At 72.7% G+C, this 17,015-nt stretch carries 17 protein-coding genes; 8 read left to right on the plus strand and 9 right to left on the minus strand.

Going from position 1 to position 17,015, the window contains the following annotated elements; translation table 11 throughout:
* The first annotated feature begins 52 nt into the window (after positions 1–52).
* Positions 53–1,471, plus strand: a complete 1,419-nt coding sequence (locus tag ACFQSB_RS30660; RefSeq protein ID WP_380830322.1) for a PI-PLC domain-containing protein — start codon at positions 53–55, stop codon at positions 1,469–1,471.
* 148 nt (positions 1,472–1,619) lie between these two features.
* Here ACFQSB_RS30660 and ACFQSB_RS30665 read toward each other — a convergent pair whose 3' ends face one another.
* From ACFQSB_RS30665 to ACFQSB_RS30680, 4 genes are all read right to left on the minus strand, one after another.
* Positions 1,620–2,045: a type II toxin-antitoxin system VapC family toxin gene (locus tag ACFQSB_RS30665; protein WP_380830394.1), complete on the minus strand. Its 426-nt coding sequence runs from the start codon at positions 2,043–2,045 to the stop codon at positions 1,620–1,622.
* Positions 2,005–2,250 carry a hypothetical protein gene (locus tag ACFQSB_RS30670; RefSeq protein WP_380830323.1) on the minus strand — a complete coding sequence of 82 codons (246 nt, stop codon included), beginning with the start codon at positions 2,248–2,250 and terminating at the stop codon, positions 2,005–2,007. Before ACFQSB_RS30670 ends, ACFQSB_RS30665 begins: the two co-directional genes overlap by 41 nt.
* Positions 2,251–2,460: 210 nt before the next feature.
* Positions 2,461–3,648, minus strand: a complete 1,188-nt coding sequence (locus ACFQSB_RS30675) for an NAD(P)/FAD-dependent oxidoreductase (protein ID WP_380830324.1) — start codon at positions 3,646–3,648, stop codon at positions 2,461–2,463.
* An 11-nt stretch (positions 3,649–3,659) separates the two neighbouring features.
* Positions 3,660–4,859 carry a cytochrome P450 gene (locus ACFQSB_RS30680; protein WP_380830325.1) on the minus strand — a complete coding sequence of 400 codons (1,200 nt, stop codon included), beginning with the start codon at positions 4,857–4,859 and terminating at the stop codon, positions 3,660–3,662.
* Positions 4,860–4,971: 112 nt separating this feature from the next.
* On the opposite strand from ACFQSB_RS30680, the gene ACFQSB_RS30685 reads away from it, so the two are divergent.
* The 4 genes from ACFQSB_RS30685 (at position 4,972) to ACFQSB_RS30700 (ending at position 9,295) form a co-directional block, all read left to right on the plus strand.
* Entirely contained in the window at positions 4,972–5,679 is a 708-nt protein-coding gene (locus tag ACFQSB_RS30685; protein ID WP_380830326.1) for an aspartate/glutamate racemase family protein, read from the plus strand.
* Positions 5,669–6,682, plus strand: coding sequence for a 2,3-diaminopropionate biosynthesis protein SbnB (gene sbnB / locus ACFQSB_RS30690; RefSeq protein ID WP_380830327.1), 1,014 nt, complete (start codon positions 5,669–5,671; stop codon positions 6,680–6,682). The genes ACFQSB_RS30685 and sbnB overlap by 11 nt, the downstream gene beginning before the upstream one ends.
* Before the next feature lie 110 nt (positions 6,683–6,792).
* A complete protein-coding gene (locus tag ACFQSB_RS30695) occupies positions 6,793–7,776 on the plus strand; it encodes a TauD/TfdA family dioxygenase (RefSeq protein WP_380830328.1) in 984 nt (327 codons plus the stop codon).
* Between the two features lie 418 nt (positions 7,777–8,194).
* A complete protein-coding gene (locus tag ACFQSB_RS30700; protein WP_380830329.1) occupies positions 8,195–9,295 on the plus strand; it encodes a RodZ family helix-turn-helix domain-containing protein in 1,101 nt (366 codons plus the stop codon).
* 205 nt (positions 9,296–9,500) lie between these two features.
* Here the strand turns inward: ACFQSB_RS30700 and ACFQSB_RS30705 are convergent, their stop codons facing one another.
* Both ACFQSB_RS30705 and ACFQSB_RS30710 read right to left on the minus strand, forming a co-directional pair.
* A complete protein-coding gene (locus ACFQSB_RS30705; RefSeq protein WP_380830330.1) occupies positions 9,501–10,130 on the minus strand; it encodes a hypothetical protein in 630 nt (209 codons plus the stop codon).
* Between the two features lie 130 nt (positions 10,131–10,260).
* The gene (locus ACFQSB_RS30710) at positions 10,261–10,698 is read right to left on the minus strand and encodes a hypothetical protein (protein ID WP_380830331.1); all 438 of its coding nucleotides are present in this window, start codon (positions 10,696–10,698) and stop codon (positions 10,261–10,263) included.
* 295 nt (positions 10,699–10,993) lie between these two features.
* Here ACFQSB_RS30710 and ACFQSB_RS30715 point away from each other — a divergent pair, with 295 nt between their 5' ends.
* Positions 10,994–12,112: an MBL fold metallo-hydrolase gene (locus tag ACFQSB_RS30715; RefSeq protein ID WP_380830332.1), complete on the plus strand. Its 1,119-nt coding sequence runs from the start codon at positions 10,994–10,996 to the stop codon at positions 12,110–12,112.
* Position 12,113: 1 nt separating this feature from the next.
* Positions 12,114–13,061, plus strand: a complete 948-nt coding sequence (locus ACFQSB_RS30720; protein WP_380830333.1) for a hypothetical protein — start codon at positions 12,114–12,116, stop codon at positions 13,059–13,061.
* A gap of 29 nt (positions 13,062–13,090) precedes the next feature.
* Here the strand turns inward: ACFQSB_RS30720 and ACFQSB_RS30725 are convergent, their stop codons facing one another.
* Entirely contained in the window at positions 13,091–14,329 is a 1,239-nt protein-coding gene (locus ACFQSB_RS30725; protein WP_380830334.1) for a PP2C family protein-serine/threonine phosphatase, read from the minus strand.
* A 202-nt stretch (positions 14,330–14,531) separates the two neighbouring features.
* Between ACFQSB_RS30725 and ACFQSB_RS30730 the strand changes: the two genes are divergently transcribed.
* Positions 14,532–15,047 (plus strand): hypothetical protein, encoded by a 516-nt coding sequence (locus tag ACFQSB_RS30730; RefSeq protein ID WP_380830335.1) that lies wholly within the window; start codon positions 14,532–14,534, stop codon positions 15,045–15,047.
* 28 nt (positions 15,048–15,075) lie between these two features.
* Here the strand turns inward: ACFQSB_RS30730 and ACFQSB_RS30735 are convergent, their stop codons facing one another.
* Both ACFQSB_RS30735 and ACFQSB_RS30740 read right to left on the minus strand, forming a co-directional pair.
* On the minus strand, positions 15,076–16,287 hold the full coding sequence (locus tag ACFQSB_RS30735) for a sensor histidine kinase (RefSeq protein ID WP_380830336.1): 1,212 nt from the start codon (positions 16,285–16,287) through the stop codon (positions 15,076–15,078).
* Positions 16,284–16,961 carry a response regulator transcription factor gene (locus ACFQSB_RS30740; protein ID WP_380830338.1) on the minus strand — a complete coding sequence of 226 codons (678 nt, stop codon included), beginning with the start codon at positions 16,959–16,961 and terminating at the stop codon, positions 16,284–16,286. The genes ACFQSB_RS30735 and ACFQSB_RS30740 overlap by 4 nt, the downstream gene beginning before the upstream one ends.
* Positions 16,962–17,015: the final 54 nt, after the last annotated feature.

The following is a 17,015-nucleotide window of genomic DNA, read 5'->3' on the forward strand; positions in this document are numbered from 1 at the left end:
TGGTGCTAAGAAGCCCTCAGCACCACCGTCCCCCCAACGTGAGGATCCGAGGATGACCCCTTCCAGGGCCCTGCCGTCCGTGGTCGCCGTGGCCGCGTCCGTACTGCTGATCAGCGGGAACGCGCGGGCCGAAGCGGAGGCGCCGTTACCGTCGGCGATCTTCCGCGCCACGCACAACAGCTATTCCGGCAACGTGGACGGCGCCAAGAAGTCCATCGCCTATCAGCTCGACCACGGCGTCCGCTTCATCGAGCTCGACGTCCACGACAACGGGTACGCGACCGCCCACGACTACGCCATCGGCCACGACTCGCCCGGCGACCTGGTCGACCACGCGGGCAACCCGGCCTCGAACCTGCTGCGCGACTGGCTGACCGTGATCGACACGTGGTCCCAGCAGCATCCCACCGCCGCCCCGATCGTCGTCATGCTCGACCTCAAGGACGACCTGACCGACAACCCCTCCTTCGCCGCCGGCAACCTGACCGCGCTCAACCAGGAGCTCGTCTCGGTGTTCGGGCCCCGGCTGTCGGCCGCGGAGGAGTACCCGGCGAGCCCGCCGTCGGTGGACGCGCTGCGCGGCCGGGTGCTGGCGCTGCTCTCGGGCGACGGCAAGACCCGCGCGGAGTACAGACGCGACCTCGGTGCCAACCCCGCGGTCGCGCTGAACGCGAACGGCCAGGTCGTCGAGGTGCACGACTCCGGTGCGGGCGTGCTGTGGTACTGGACCGGCCGCTACGACAACGGCCGGGTGAGCTGGCTGCGCCACGGCAGGTACGACACCGGCCAGACGCCCGCCGTCGCGCTGAACGACAACGGCGACCTGGTCGAGGTCCACCAGTCCCAGAGCGCGACCACGCTGTGGTACCGCGTCGGGCGGCTCGACGCCGACGGCGAGATCACCTGGTCGGCGAGCCACCAGTACGACAACGGCGTCCTGCCGACGGTCGCGTTCACCAGCCCGGCCGGCACGCAACTGCGCGAGATCCACCGCAGCCAGAACAACAGCCAGAACTGGACGTGGAACGGCGCGCTGAACACCGCCGCCTCCACTGTCGCGTGGAGCGGCAACGCCAAGACCTCCGACGCGCGCTTCGACAAGACCACCTCGGCCCGTGGCACGGCGAGGGTCCACGTGTGGACCGGGGCGGACGGCCCCACGCCGGCGGGGACCCTGCGCGTGGACACCGACCGGTTCACCGGCGACCGCGTCCGCTACCGGCAGACGGCCTTCGACGAGTACCAGAAGGGCGATGCCGCGGAGCTGCAGCAGGGCGCCCTGTTCTATGCCGCACCGGCCACCGAGTCCGCCTTCATCACCTCCGCGCGGCAGGCGGGCCGGCTCGTGCGCGGGTGGGACTTCGACTCGGCGGCCATGGCGACGACCCCCCTCGCCGGCTATCCCGCGACCAACCACCCCTACGACGCCTGGTACGACGACCTCCTCACCCGGTCCGGCGCCGTCCAGTGAGGCCCCTGGCCGCTCAGACCAGGGCCAGGGCATCGAACAGTTCGTCGGTGGAGAAGTCGCCGATCTCGGATGGCGCCCGAGGTCGACCCTCAGCGAGGGGAAGCGGGGCGGCAGCCGAGCGATCCTTGGTGTGGATCTCGCCTTGACGTCAGGGCTGGGCGGGGGTGATGTCGGTGTGGGGGAAATCGTCGCCTTTGAACAGGAGCGGCTGGTCGAGGTCCTTGGCCAGGGCGTAGGCGAAGCAGTCGCCCATGTTGAGCCGGGCCTTGGAGTTGTTGCCCTTGCCGTAGGTCTCGTAGGCGCCGCGGGCGATCTTCGCCTGCGTGGGTGTGACGGGCTCGATCAGAAGGGTCATCGCGTCGATGAGCGCGTCGAAGGACCGGCGCATGGCCTCGCCTCGGTTGTCGGCCACGATGGCCGCTTCGACGTAGTTGACGGCCGAGATGCGGCAGACGGTGCCGGCGATGGCGTGGGCGAACCTGCCGGCTTCCGGTTCGTCGTTGATGATGGCGATGATGGCGCCGAGTCGACGATCATGCGGGGAGGCCGGTGCCGGGGTCGTAGAGAGTGTCAGTGGAGAGCTTGTCCTGGCCGAGGTGGGTTCGCATGCCGGCGGCGATCGTCAGGATGCGCTCGGCCCTGCCGGTGGCCTCGTCGCGGCGTTCCAGGGCTTCCAGGCGGCGTTCGAGCACCTGAGCGGCATGCTGGGTCTCCTCGGCCAGTCGGATGACTCGGCGGGCGAGGTCATGGATCGGTTCGTGCTCGAGGTCCACGTCCACGGTCGCTCATCTCCTTGCACCCTCATCTCCTGACCGTGGCTCCAGCGTAGCTTGTGGTGGGTCGCCGTATCCGCCGATGGACGTGCTCCGCGCCTCACGTCGCTGATCTGCTCCGGGAATGACCCTGCGCCGGCAGGTCGCCGCGTTCTGCTGCCTGGGACCTGCGAGGACCACGCCTGGAGAGTGTCGGCGCTGGAGCGGCCGCCGGGCTCAGGCGAGGGCCAGGGCGTCGAAGAGGTCGTCGGTGTAGAAGTCGTCGATCTCGCAGGCGCCGGACAGGGTGGAGAAGTAGTGGTCCACCAGGTCCTGACGGCCGGCGATGGCGCGCAGCATGGTGACCCGTTCCGGCTGGATCTGCAGTTCGGCGGCCCTCAGCGTGCCGTGGTAGACGCCCGTGAAGTGCTCGTCGCGGTCCTCGCCGAACCGCGCCAGCGCGGCGTCCAGCCTGGCCGGGTCGCCGAGGTCGGCGCCGATCCGGTCCACCAGCATCTGCACCTGGAGGAAGGCGTCGGTGATGCCGCTGTTGCCGATCGAGTCCTTGTGGTAGCCCGCGTCCCCCAGCAACACCCACCCGGGGCCGGCCGCCTGGCGGAAGAAGTTGCGCTGGTCGCCGGTCCCGTACAGCCGCTCCGCCCGGGTGGCCGAGCGCATCCGCTCGTGCACCTCGGGCGCGGTCGTGCGGACGCTGTCCAGGTAGGCCGTCATGGCGTCCCCGCGGATGCGCTCGAACTCCGCCTGCGGGAAGTACGCCCCGACCAGCGTGCGCCCGTCGTTGGTGGGCACCGTGCCGACCAGGCGGCGGGGCCGCTGGTACACCTCGAACGTGGCCGGCAGGTCCTCGAAGTAGCTGAAGTACACACACGACCTCGGGGCGTCCTCCACCATCGTGCGCGCGCCGGTCAGCGCCGCGACCGTGGAGCGCATGCCGTCGGCGCCGATGACCAGCCTCGCCCGCTCCTCGAACCGGCCCTGCGCCGTCTTGACCCGCACGCCGGCGACGCGGTCGCCGTCGGACAGCAGCCCCTCCACCTGGCATCCCTGCCGGAACTCCACCCCGGCGGCGATGGCGGCGTCGGCCAGGACGGGGTCCAGGCGGTGACGGCGCGGCGCGTAGGCCGTGCGGTAGCCGTCCACCCCCCACGAGCAGCCTTCCAGCCGCACGTCCTCCACCTGGTACACGATGCCGTCGATGGGCGGGCAGCCGGTCGCCACCACGGCGTCCAGCACGCCCCACTGGCCGAGCTTCGCCACGCCCGGCTGGTGCAGGTAGTGCGTGGACAGCTTGTCGCGGGGGAAGCGGGCCTTGTCCAGCAGCAGCACCCGGTACCCGGCCCGCGCCAGCAGCATGGCGGCCGGCGACCCCGCGCAGCGGGCGCCGACCACGATCACGTCGTACATGCCCCGCCCCTCTAGTTCGGCCGGGCGATGACGGGCAGGTTCTTCGGCCCCCACATGCCCCGCTCGTGGTAACCGATCTCCACGCTCCGGTCCACCTCCAGCGAGGGGAAGCGGCGCAGCAGCGCCTCCAGCGCGATTTTGGCCTCCAGGCGGGCCAGCGGCGCGCCGATGCAGAAGTGGATGCCGTGGCTGAAGGCCAGGTGCGGGTTCGGGTCGCGGCGGATGTCGAAGCGCCCCGGGTCGGCGATGCGGCGCTCGTCGTGGTTGGCCGACATCAGCCAGGGCGTGACCACGCGGTTCTCCGGGATGGTCACCCCGCCGAGCTCCACCTCCGCGGCGGTGATCCTGCTGGCGGTGGTGAAGGGCGCGCGGTAGCGCAGCACCTCCTCGATCGCCGGGGGGATCAGCGCGGCGTCGCGGCGGACCGCGGCCATCGCCTCCGGGTGGGCGTCCAGGCACAGCACGGAGCTGCCCAGCAGCAGCGTCGTGGTGACGCTGCCCGCCATGAACACGATGTCGGCGAACTTGACGACCTCGTCCTCCGAGAGCCGCTCGCCGTCCACCTCGGCCGTGCACAGCGCGCTGATCAGGTCGTCCCTGGGGTGCAGGCGCCGGTCGCGGCAGTGCTGGAGCAGGTAGTCGGCCATGTCCTTGGTGACCTGTTCGAGCAGGTCGGCGTACTCGGGCGACTCGGAGGTGATGCCCTCGCGGGCGGTCATGCTCTGCGCGTTCAGCATGCGGTTGATCCACGTGCGGAACAGGTGCCGGTCGGAGGCCGGCACGCCGAGCAGCTCGGAGATCACGATCACCGGGAGCGGGAAGGTCAGCGCGTCGACCAGGTCGAACTCCTGCGCCGTCACCTCCTCCAGCAGCTCATCGGCCAGGGAGGCGATGCGGGGCGCGAGCGCGCCGACCGTCCGGGGGGTGAACGCCTTGCTGACCAGGCGGCGCAGCTTGGTGTGCCCGGGCGGGTCCATCGAGTTGATGTTCCCCTGGCTGATCTCGGCCAGCTCGGGGTTGATGCGGCTGATGTCGTTGGAGAAGGCGGCGTGGTCGGTCAGCACGCGCTCCACGTCCACGTAGCGGAAGACGTGGTAGGCGCCGTCGCCCTCGCGCCACACGGGATGGTGGTCCCGCATGCGCGCCATCCAGTCGAACAGCTCGGTCCCGCCGTCCGCGAGCGGAACGGCGTCGATCATGACCTCGGTCATTTGGCGGACTCCATTCTGTCGTCCCCGCCGAATATGCCCGACCCGCTTATCACCTGGATATCGGGAATCCGTTTGATATCGGGCTGATAACCGGTGGCCATAGTTTGTGCCAATGGATGTTCTCGGTGTGCTCGGTGGGATGGGTCCGCTCGCCTCGGCCGAGTTTCTGAAGACGCTCTACCACGCCAATCTCCGCTCCCGCGAACAGGACATGCCCCGGGTGCTCGTGGACTCCGACCCCGGCTTTCCCGACCGCACCGAGGCCGTGGACGGCCCGGGCGCGCAGGAGATCGCCCGCCGCCTCGACGACCGGCTCGGCGACCTGCTCGCGCGCGGCGCCGACCGGCTCGTCATGGCCTGCTTCACCGCCCACCACTTCCTCCCGCTGGTCGACCCGCTGCTCCGGGCGCGGCTGACCTCCCTGGTGGACCTGACGATCGACGAGCTGGACCGCGCCGAGGGCAGGTTCCTGCTGCTGTGCACCGAGGGGACGCGGCGGGCGCGCATCTTCCAGAGCGCGCCGCTGTGGGACCGCGTCGCCGGCCGGGTGGCCCTGCTCGGAGAGCGGGACCAGGAGCTGGTGCACCGCATGGTGTACCGGATGAAGCGCAACGGCGCGCTGCCCGACGTCGCGCCGGCCGTCGACCGCCTGCGCGCCCGCTACGGCTGCACGGGCGTCGTCATCGGCTGCACGGAGTTCCACCTGGTGTCAGGCGGGCTCGCGGCTCTGCTCGGCGAGGCGAACGTGGTCGACGCGCTGCGCGCGTTCGCCCGCACCATCCAGGCCCCCTATCGGAAGGACCTCCAGCATGCCGGATGAGAAGCTCGGCCTCCCCCCGTTCGGCGTGCTGCCCGGAGCCGCCGTGCGCCGCGTGCTGGCCGGCCGGGAGAAGCAGGTGGTCGAACTGGTCGAGGAGGCCTACCGCCTCCACGGCGAGGGCCGCACCGTCAACCCGCCGTCGTACTTCCTGCGCTTCCCCGACCGGCCCACCGGGCGGATCATCGCGCTGCCCGCGTCCGTGGGCGGGCAGGACGCCGTCGACGGGCTCAAGTGGATCTCCAGCTTCCCCGCGAACGTGGCACGCGGCATCCCGCGCGCGTCCGGCGTGCTCATCCTCAACGACCCCGAGACCGGCTACCCGTACGCCTGCCTGGAGGCCTCCCTCATCAGCGCCGCGCGCACCGCCGCCTCGGCCGTCCTGGCGGCCGATCGTCTCACGCGCGAAGGGCGGCGGCCGGTGCGCGCCGGGTTCTTCGGCACCGGGCTGATCGCCCGCACCATCCACTCCTACTTCGCCGCCACCGGCTGGAGCTTCGACAGTGTCGGCGTGCACGACCTGGTGCCCGAGCGCGCCGCCGGGTTCGCGGCCGACCTGGCCGCCGCAGGCCAGGACGCCGTGGTGCACGACCGTCCCGAGGACCTGCTCCGCGCCTGCGACCTGGTGGTGTTCGCCACCGTCGCCGGCACGCCGCACGTGACCGACCCCGCCCTGCTGGCCCACAACCCGCTCGTCCTGCACGTGTCGCTCCGCGACCTCGCGCCCGAGATCGTCAAGGACGCCGCCAACGTCGTGGACGACGTCGACCACTGCCTGCGCGCCGGCACCTCCCTGGACCTGGCCCAGCAGCTGACCGGCGGGCGGGACTTCGTGGACGGGACCCTCTACGACGTCATGACCGGCGCGGTGACGGTCCGCCGCGACCGGCCGCTGATCTTCTCGCCGTTCGGGCTGGGCGTGCTCGACCTCGCCGTCGGACGGTTCGTCCACCAGGCCGCCGGCCACTCCGGCGACCTGTCCGTCGTGCCCGACTTCTTTGTGTGAAACCGGCCTTGTGTGAAACCGGCTCTGTGCCAAATCGGGCGAATATTGCCCGCATAAACCGGCTCAATACGCTTCACGAGTCGCTCCGCCGCTGTTCTTAGGAGAGTCAGTTGACAGTTCTGGCAACGGCCGAAAGCGCCACCGGGGGTCTCCGGCTGAGCGCCACGGACGCCGACGAATTGGTGACCATCGCCCGGACGGTGATCCGTCAGGTCCCGGGCGGCCGCATCGACGACGCGGAGATGATCGCCGCCTGCCGCCGGGCGTCCATGCTGATGCCCGCCTCCCTCCGCGGGATGCTGCGCGGCTTCCTGCGCGAGTCCGGGGAGCGCGGCGCCGCGCTCATCCACAACCTGCCCATCGACGAGGCGTCGCTGCCCTGCACGCCCGGGACCGGCACCTCGGTGCAGCGGTTCGGCACCGTTCCCGCCCTGCTCCTCATGCTGATCGCCGCCGAGCTGGGCGAGCCCGTGGCCTTCCGCGCCGAGAAGTCCGGCGCCCTGGTACAGGACGTCGTGCCGGTGCGCGGCAAGGAGGAGTTCCAGGGCAACGCCGGTTCGGTGCTGCTCAGCTTCCACAACGAGAACGCCTTCCACCCCTACCGGCCGGACTTCGTCATGCTCCTGTGCCTGCGCGCCGACCGCGACCGGGTCGCCGGCCTGCGCACGGCGAGCATCCGGGAGATCACGCCGCTGCTCAGCCCGGCGGCCAGGACCGCGCTGAGCAGCCCCGACTTCGTGACGGCCGCGCCGCCCTCGTTCGGCACCGGCCAGAGCACCGCCCCCCACGCGGTGCTGTCGGGCGCGCCGGAGGACCCCGACATCCGCGTCGACTTCGCCGCGACCAAGGCCCTCAGCCCCGAGGCCGAGCGGGCGCTGGCCGAGCTGGGGGAGCTGTGCGAGCGGGTCGCCCACACCGTCGTCCTCAACCCCGGCGACCTGGCGATCGTCGACAACCGGGTCACCATGCACGGGCGAACCGCGTTCCGCCCCCGCTACGACGGCGCCGACCGCTGGCTCCAGCGCACCTTCGTCCTGCGCGACTTCCGCCGCTCCCGCGTCGACCGCCCGGACGACGGCCACGTGATCGCCTGACCCTCCTGCTCCGCACGGCCCGTCTCCCCGGAGACGGGCCGTTTCCGTGCGAGGAGGGCTTCGGTGGTTACAGAAAGAAGGGGAAGGGAGACGGTGGGTGAAGATGGCGGTGCCGCCGGGAAATGTCCACGAAATTTCTTGGCCGGAGATTCGGGCCTTCGGCGGGTCGAGCGAGGACGGGTTCCGCGCTGCCCGGAATCGCGGGCCGACCTGCCCGGGAGCGGGTGCCGCGCGGCGGGGGACGGCGGGCGCCGGGGCGCCGGCGGGCCCGTCCGGCAAGGGGGATCGGCCGATTTCCGCGTCCCACAATCGAGCCGGGAGGGCGTGAGGGCCGTTCTAGAGGGGGTAAGGCAGAACGGCCCTGTCATCTCGCCGGCGTTCGCGGCGGGGTGACCAGACAAGCCAATGGAGGATCACGGTGACGCCCACCAACCCTGACAACCCGCACAAGATCGGATCAGGCGGGCCACGCTGGCGCCTCTCAGGACCGTCCGTCCTCGCCGCCGCCGTCATGCTCGTGACGTCGGGAGGCATCGGGATGGCCGCTGCTTCGGCCTCGTCCCCCACGCCGCCTCCCTCCGAGACCCCCGCCCCCACCCCCACGCTCACCGACACCCCGACCGCGCCGCCCACGGACGGCACCCCGCCGCCGGTCGAGACCCCTGTCTCGGTGCCGCACGTGGCCCCCTGGGCGTTCCTCGGGACGATGCACGGCGAGTTCGTCGTCCCGTCGAAGGACCGCTGCGCCACCGTCACCCTGCTCACCCAGACCGGCCAGGCGACCGCCGTGTCCGACGACGCGATCACCGTGCGCAGCCAGGACGGCTACGAGAAGGCGTACTCGATCATCGAGGCCACCCGCGTCGTCTCCGGCCGCCACGGCGACAGCGTGATCAAGCAGGGCGACTGGGTCGCGCTGACCGCCGTGCCGCAGGGGGGCGACACGACCCCCGTCCCGCCGACCCCGACCCCTTCCCCCTCGGTGACCCCCACCCCGGAGGGCTCGGTCACGCCGGCCCCCGAGGACTCGGCCACGCCCACCCCGGAGGGTTCCCTCACCCCCACGCCCGAGGCTTCGGTCACGCCCGCCCCCGGGGAGTCGGTGACCCCCACGCCCGAGGGCTCCGTGACCGCCACGGCCGAAGGCACCGTGACGCCCGCGCCCGGGCAGAGCGACGCGGTCGCGCCTCAGGGGGAGACCGCGACCGCCGCCCCCGAGTTGAGCGCCACGGCCGGGTACATCGTGGACCTGTCGCGGCCGAACAAGCGGTACTGGCCCGGCAAGGGCTGGAAGCCCAGCACCCACTGGTGGCCGGGTCAGGCCAAGTGGCGCGCTCCCGCGTCCTGCCCCACGCCGACCCCCACGCCCACGCCGACCGAGCCCACCCTGCCCTCCGAGACCCCCACGGCTCCTTCCGAGAGCCCCACCGCTCCTTCCGAGACTCCTACGGCTCCTTCCGAGACCCCCACGGCCGACCCGACGGTGACCCAGACGGTGACCGTGACCCCGACCCCCTGAGCCGCACTCACTGACGGGCATCCGCGGCCGCGGCACGGACTCCGTGCCGCGGCCTCACCGTGAGCGGCCGGTCGAGCCCATGCGCCCGGCGGCCCCCGTCGAACGAAGGAACCGCTCGCGCCTGTGCCGCCGGCGAACCGGAGTGGACCACCACCCCGTCGAGCCGATGCCAGGAGGTGGGTCGCGCGACGGGGCTCGTGGACCGTCAGTCGCAGCAGCAGTCGTCCTCGTCGGCGGTGGTGTTCTGGCTCGCGGTGGCACCGTCTGCGGGGTCGTCGGTCGTCGTGACGTCGGTGACGGCGGACTTGGCCTTCTTGCCCTTCTGGGACGGGCCGGGGTTGATGATGATGACCTTCAGGTGGATGTTGCACACCTTGGCGTGCTTGCACAGCGCGTTCTGGATGCCGGTCGTCCCGCTCACGGTCTCGGCGGTGGTGTGCTGCATGCCCTTGTTGACGGTCGTGCTGCCTATCTCGGTGATGCTCTGGTTCCGCGTGCCGTTCCCGGACTTCACCACCTTGGGCGCGGTGCCGTCACCGTCGTCGCCGCCGCGCGGGTGACCGCCCCCGGTCGCGCGGGCGAGCCCTCCGCCGCCGGCACGGGCGTGCCCGTGGGCCCGTGCGCGGCCCCGCTCCCGCGTGGCCGACCGTGCGCGCTGGCGAGGTTGTGCTTGGGTACGGGCGTGGTGGGCTCTGTACGACGCCCGGCCAGCCCCGGCGTCGGCCGTCGCGGCGGGCGAGGCCACGACCGGGACGATCGCGGCGCAGGCCCCCGCGAGCAGCCACATGGCGAGGTCGCCTGGCATGCGGGCTCGGCCGCCGTGCTGACGCGTCATCTTCCGCCCCCTGATGCGTCACCCGAAAGCCGGGCGGCCAGGTCCGGATCGGGACCGGCCCGGTCAGCGTAACTCCGGGCGGCACGGCGGGCGGGTCCGCCGCGAACGGCGCGAGCCGGTCATTGCCGGATCATTGCCTTGGGCGGTGCCAACCGCGGTGCGTGGCGCGGTTTCGCTGCTTGATGACGCAGACGCGCTGGTGCGTGCACAGAGCCGTCTGCGTGCGCGAGTATCCGCCGGTGATGGTGTTGGTCACCTGCTGCTGGCCGCGGACCACCGTAGGGCTGTAGATGGCGGCGTAGGCGTTGTTGCGCCGGCCGTTGCCCGCCGTCATGTGGATCGGCCCCCGGTCGCCGCCCCCGAACACCGCGGCGCCGCCTCGGGGCGCGGCCGTCGCCTCGGCTCCGGCGGCCGAGGGCGCGGCGACCGCGATCAGCGCGCCGGCCAGGACACCCAGCAGCACCGCCCCCGGCACGCGAACGCGGACGCGGACGGGGACGTGGACGGGGGCATGGTCCGGCGGGCCGTTCGTTCCGGCGGGCCGGCTCTGCGTGCGGTGAAGGGCCATCGGGCGCACCTGCCTCTCCAGGTCCGTCCGGCGGCGGGCGTTCCCCGGACCGGACATCGGCGACGTCAGGCTCCCTACCCCGTCACCGGCCACGCGCTGTGCCGGAATGCTCACGACACGTGTGTCTTTGGACGCTCTTTGTCGCCGCCGCGATGGGTGGCGACGGCGTTGGGCGGGCCTGTACGCGACCATCGGCACGGTCACCCGGCGGGCATCCGCGGGCGGCGGGAACACCGGACCGGCCAGAAGGAGTTCGGCTGGGTGGACGACTGAGACGCGGGGAGCGTGAACGGTGATGGGACGGACCACGACGAGGTTGACGGCCGCCGCGGCGGTGGCGGCGGCGGGCTGGGCGCTGCGGGACGTCCCGGCGGAGCTCGGCGCCCGCCCACTGCGCTCCGGCGCGCGCCGCGCCGCCCGCATGCGCGCCTCGGCGCGGTTCGCGGACGGCGTCTTCGTCAACCCGATGCCCGGACCGACGAAGGTGCCGGCCGGGCCGCCGCCGGGCATGCTCCGCGAGCTGCTCACCGGCGCCGAGCGGCGCCGTCCGCCGGGGGAGGTGCCGCTTCTGACCCCGTCGGCCGAGCCGCCCACCCCCGACGGGTTGCGGGTCGTCTGGTACGGCCACGCCTCGACGCTGGTCGAGATCGAGGGACGGCGGGTCCTGTTCGACCCGGTGTGGAGCAGGCGGGTCTCGCCCTCCCAGCTCGTGGGGCCGAAGCGGCTGCACCCGGCGCCGGTCGGCCTCGGCTCGCTCCCCTCCCTCGACGCGATCGCCATCTCGCACGACCACTACGACCACCTCGACCTGGCGACCGTTCGCGTGCTGGCCCGCACGAGCACCGCGCCCTTCCTCGTGCCCCTGGGCATCGGCGCCCACCTGGAGAAGTGGGGAGTGCCGTCCGACCGCGTCGTCGAGCTCGACTGGGACGAGGAGGCCGAGGTGGCCGGCCTGCGGTTCACCGCGACGGCGGCCCGGCACTTCTCCGGGCGGACCTTCCGCCGAGACGAGACGCTGTGGGGCTCGTGGGCGGTCGCCGGGGCGCGCCGCAAGGTCTTCTACGCCGGCGACTCCGGATACTTCCAGGGGTATGCCGGCATCGGCGCCCAGCACGGGCCGTTCGACCTCACGCTGATGCCGATCGGCGCCTACAGCCCCGCATGGCCCGACATCCACATGAACCCCGAGGAGGCGGTGAACGCCCACGTCGACCTCGGCGGCGGGCTGCTGCTTCCCGTGCACTGGGCGACGTTCACGCTGGCCCTGCACCCGTGGGCGGAGCCCGTCGAGCGGCTGTGGCGGGAGGCCAAGGCCCGTGACGTCCGCATCGTGGCGCCTCGGCCCGGTGAGACCGTCGACGTCGACGCCGCGCCGGCGGTGGACGGCTGGTGGGAGACCCTGATAAGGCGGTGATGTGGACCTCTCCCAGGCGGTGAGCGAGCTGTACGGCGGCGCGCCGGAAGACTTCGTCGAGACGCGCAAGCGGCTGGCGGCCGAGGCCAAGAAGGCCGGGGACGCCGGCCTGGCCAAGAGCATCGGCGCGCTGCGGCGCCCCACGGTGTCCGCGTGGGCGGTGAACCGGCTGGCCCGTGACGCCCCCGACGAGCTGGACGAGCTGCTCGACCTGGGCGCCGACCTGCGCGCGGCCTGGGGGAAGGGCGGGCAGATCGGCGAGCTGGACCAGCGGCGCGGCGAACTGGTCGCCCGCCTGGCCCGCACCGTCGACGCGCTGGCCGAGCAGGCGGGCCGTCCGCTGCGCGAGGGGGCCGCACGCGAGATCGAGGACACCCTGCACGCCGCGACGATGGACGCGGCGGTGGCCGAGGAGGTCCGGCACGGCCGGCTGGCCCAGCCGCGCAGACACGTCGGCTTCGGCCCGGCCGACGACCTGTCCGCGCTTCTGGGGAGCTCCGTCGCCGGCGCCGCGCCGGCCGGAACGGACCAGCACGAGGCCGGCTCCTCCGCGCCGGCCGGTGGGCGCGCCGCCAAGGGCGCCCCGGCCGCCAAGGGCGATCGGGCCCAGCGGGCGGCCGAGGCGGCCAAGGCCCGCGAGGAGGCCAAGAAGCGGGAGGAAGAGGAGCGGCGCCGCCGGCGGGAGGAGCGGGCGGCGGCGGCCGAGGCCCAGGCCGCGCAGGCCGCGAGCGCCCTCGCCGAATGGGAGGCGGAGGCCGGTGAGGCCGAGCGGGCTCACGTGGCCGCCACCGAGGAGGCCGACCGGCTGCGCCGAGAGCTCGCCGCGGCCCTCGAACGCCAGGAGGCGGCCACCAAGCGGCTGAACATGGCCGAGCGCGAACGCGACCGCGCCACCCGCCGAGCCACCGAAGCCCGCCGCCGCGCCGCCGAGGCCCGCGCGGAGTCCTGACCAGCGGGTGCGGGCAGTGGGGTGTGCGGTCAGGGGAGGATGGAGGGGCGTTCGCGGGTGGGGTGGCGGGGGCCGTGCCACTCGACCAGCATGACGGTGGCGTCGTCCTCCATCCGCTGGTCGTGGTAGGTGAGCACGTTGCGGATCAGCCGGCGCAGGGTTTCCTGCACGGGCAGGGCGTCCATCGCGCTGCGGATGACGAAGTCGACGAAGCGCGGCAGCCCGAACTCCTGGCCGTGCTCGTTTCGGGCCTCGGTGATGCCGTCGGTGTAGAGCAGCACGCGGTCGCCGGGCTGGAGCTGCTCCTGGCACGTCACCAGGGGCAGGCCGAGGTAGAGCCCGAGCGGGTGGGACGGCCGGCAGTCCAGCGTGGCCACCCAGTGCCCGTCGCGGATCAGCACGGGGGGATGGTGGCCGCAGTTGATCCAGGTGAGCAGCCCGCTGGGGACGTCCAGGTTGGCCAGCACCGCGGTGGCGAAGCGCTCATCGGTGCCGAACTCCTCCATCAGGGCGTCCTCGATCGCCTCGACGGTGGAGGGGAGGTCCTTGCCCTGGTGGCGGTGGCTGCGGCAGGCCGCGACGGCCAGGGTCGCGGTCAGGCCGGCGGAGGCGTCGTGGCCCATGGCGTCGTACATCGCCAGGTGCAGGGTGTCGCCCGCCAGGCCGTAGTCGAAGGCGTCGCCGCTGATGTCGTAGGCGGGCTCCAGCGCCGCGGCGATCACCACCTCGTCGTTGGCGAAGCTCAACGGCGGCATCAGGTTCCACTGCATCTCCGCCGTGACGCTCATCGCGCGGGTGCGCACGAGCCGTGCGAAGGTGTCACTGTGGGCGCTCTTGCTCGCCACCAGCAGCGCCACGGTCGAGGCCAGGCAGCGGATGTCCGCCTGGGTCCACTCGGTCTCCTCGTCCACGCTGACGCGCATCACCCCGAGGCGTTCGATGCCGTCCAGCAGGGGCGCCCACCACCACTCGGGACGGCCGTCCTCGCCGGTCTTGGGGAGGACCTGCAGCTGCTGGAACGCCTTGCCCGCCAGCGTGCCGTCGACCCGCAGCTCGCAGGGCCCCAGAGGCCGGCCCTCGGGGTAGGGGAGCAGGTGCAGGTTCTCCTGCTGGAGGTCCACCAGGTACACGAGGATGTCGCGCATGCCCGCGCCCGGGGCGTGCTCGGCGAGCAGCTCCGGCAGCATCTCCAGGCCCGAGAAGTGGCCGGCCTCCATCAGTTCGGCCATCAGATCGGCGGCACCGGCGGACAGCTTCCTCGCGATCACCTGGCCCCCTGCGTCCTCCCTGAGAGCCTTACCCCCGGTCGAGCAGCGGATGGGACATACCGGGCAAATTGTGGTCATAGGCATGGAAAGTGATGGCGCACGTCCGGGTGCGCGTCACCCTTACCTCTCGCTAATCCCGTGCTCCGTAGACATGGTCCCGTCGGCCGGGCACCGGGCCCGGGGACGCGAGGAGGAGATCGAGATGGTTGTCCGGCGGCTGACCTTGGTGTTGGCGTCACTGCCCGTGCTCGCGCTGGCCGGATGCGGGGGGCAGGCGAAGGGGACGGGCGTCGCCTCGGCCGACGGCGGGGCCTCCGGCGGGCCCGCCGCGTCGGCCTCGCCCGCGACGTCCAGCGACCCGCTGAAGTTCGCGCAGTGCATGCGCGAGCACGGGGTCGACATGAAGGACCCCGATCCGGACGGCCGCATCCAGATGAAGATCGACAAGGGGCAGCAGGGCAAGATGGAGGCGGCGCAGAAGGCGTGCGGGAAGTACATGCAGGGCGGCAAGCGGATGGACGCGGACGACCCGAAGCGCCGGGACGCCATGCTGCGCTTCGCCCGGTGCATGCGCGAGCACGGTGTCGACATGGCCGACCCCAAGCCCGGGGAGGGCATCCTGATCAGGATGCCCAAGCCGGGCAGCGGAGGGGAGGAGAAGGTCAAGGCCGCGCAGAAGGCGTGTGAGCACTTCATGGGCGGCGGCATGGGCGGGTGACCGCGGCCCGGCCGCGTCGCCCCGCCGGTCACCTCGTGGCGGCGGGGAGGCGGGCCGCGACCGGGGGGCGGGCGGCGGGCAGGCTCACGGTGACGAGCAGGCCGCCGTCCGGACGGGGCGTCGCCTCCACCTGGCCGTCGTGCGCGGCGACGATGGCCCGGACGATCGAGAGCCCGAGACCGGAGCCCTGCGCCGAGCCGACGCGCTCGCGCAACCGGTGGAACGGCTCGAACAGGTCCTCGACCTCGTAGGCGGGGATCACCGGCCCGGTATTAGCCACCTTGATCACGATATTTCTGGAATCGTCGGTCACCTCGACCCGCAGCATCCCGTCCTTGACGTTGTACTTCAGCCCGTTCTCCACCAGGTTGAACACGCACCGCTCGATGAGCACCGGATCGCCCGCCGCCGTCGCCGGGGACAGCCGGCGCTCCAGGGCGACGCGCCGCCGCCGCGCGAGCGCCTCCAGCCCCTCCAGCACGCCGAGCGCCACCTCGTCCACCGCCACCGGCTTGCGCGCCACCAGCTCGTGCTCCGACCGGGTGAGCAGCAGCAGCCCCTCGATCAGCCGTTCGTGCCGGGCGTTGGTGCCCAGCAGCGCCTTGCCCAGGCGCACCAGGTCGTCGGAGGCGTCCGGCTCCTCCAGGGCCACCTCCAGCAGCGTCCGGTTGATCGCCAGCGGGGTGCGCAGCTCGTGCGAGGCGTTCAGCACGAACCGCCGCTGCGCGTCGAACGCCCGCTGGAGCCGGTCCAGCATGGCGTCGAAGGTGTCGGCGAGCCGCTTGACGTCGTCCCGCGGGCCCGCGAGGGCGATGCGCTCGTGCAGGGTGCTCTCCGAGAGCCGCTCGGCCGTCTCGGTCACCTGCCGCAGCGGGCGCAGCGCGCGGTCGGCCACCAGATGGCCGAGGACGATCGCCAGCACGCCCCCGACCAGCATGATGATGGCCGAGTTCTGGAACAGGTCGCCGAGCACCTGCTGCCTGCCCTGCTCCACCTGGGCGAGCACGTCGCGCTGCACCTTCATCGCGAACACCATGGGCTTGTGCGGCGAGGTGGGCAGGTCAGGCGGCAGCGTGGAGGTACCGAAGAACAGCTCCCGCTCCAGCGCGCGGGCCGTGAGCAGGTACGTCACCCACAGCAGCGCCGTCCCGGCCGTGAAGAACAGGCCGCTGTAGAGAATGGTGAGCCGGGTGCGCAGCCCGACGCCGCTCCACCACCCGCGCGCCCGCCGGGCGATCACCGCGCACCTTCCGGCCGCTCCGCCAGGCGGTACCCCATCCCCGGCACGGTCTCGATGACGTCCGGCTCTCCCAGCTTCCTGCGCAGGGTGGTGATGGTCACCCGCAACGCCCCCGTCCCCGACTCCACGTTCTCGTCCCATGCCCGCGCGACCAGCCGCCGCGGCGTCACGGCGGCCCCGCCGGCCCGCACCAGCTCCGCCAGCACGGCGAACTCCTTGCGCGTCAGCGTCACCGGCCGCCCGTCCCGGTGGACGGCGCGGACCGCCAGGTCCACCCGCACGCCCGCCCGCGACAGGACGGCGGGACGCTCCGGCGCGGTGCGGCGGGCGAGCGCGCGGATCCGCGCGACCAGCTCGGTGAACGCGAACGGCTTGGTGAGGTAGTCGTCGGCCCCCAGCGACAGCCCCGCGACCCGGTCGCCCACCCGCCCGGCGGCGGTCAGCATGAGCACCCGCCCGGACGCCCCGGCGGCGGCCAGGCGGCGGCACACCTCGTCCCCGTGCAGCTCCGGCAGGTCGCGGTCGAGGACGACCACGTCGTAGGCGGTGTGGCCGAGCCGCTCCAGCGCCTCGGCGCCGTCGTAGGCCACGTCCACCGCGATCGCCCTGCGCCGCAGCCCGCGGGCTATGGCGTCGGCGAGTTCGTCCTCGTCCTCGACGACGAGCACACGCATCGCGCGTCCCCCCTTCGCTGGTCCGGCGGCAACGACGGACGACTGACCAGCGTG

Source organism: Sphaerisporangium rhizosphaerae, assembly GCF_042665155.1.
GTDB classification, from domain to species: Bacteria; Actinomycetota; Actinomycetes; order Streptosporangiales; family Streptosporangiaceae; genus Sphaerisporangium; species Sphaerisporangium rhizosphaerae.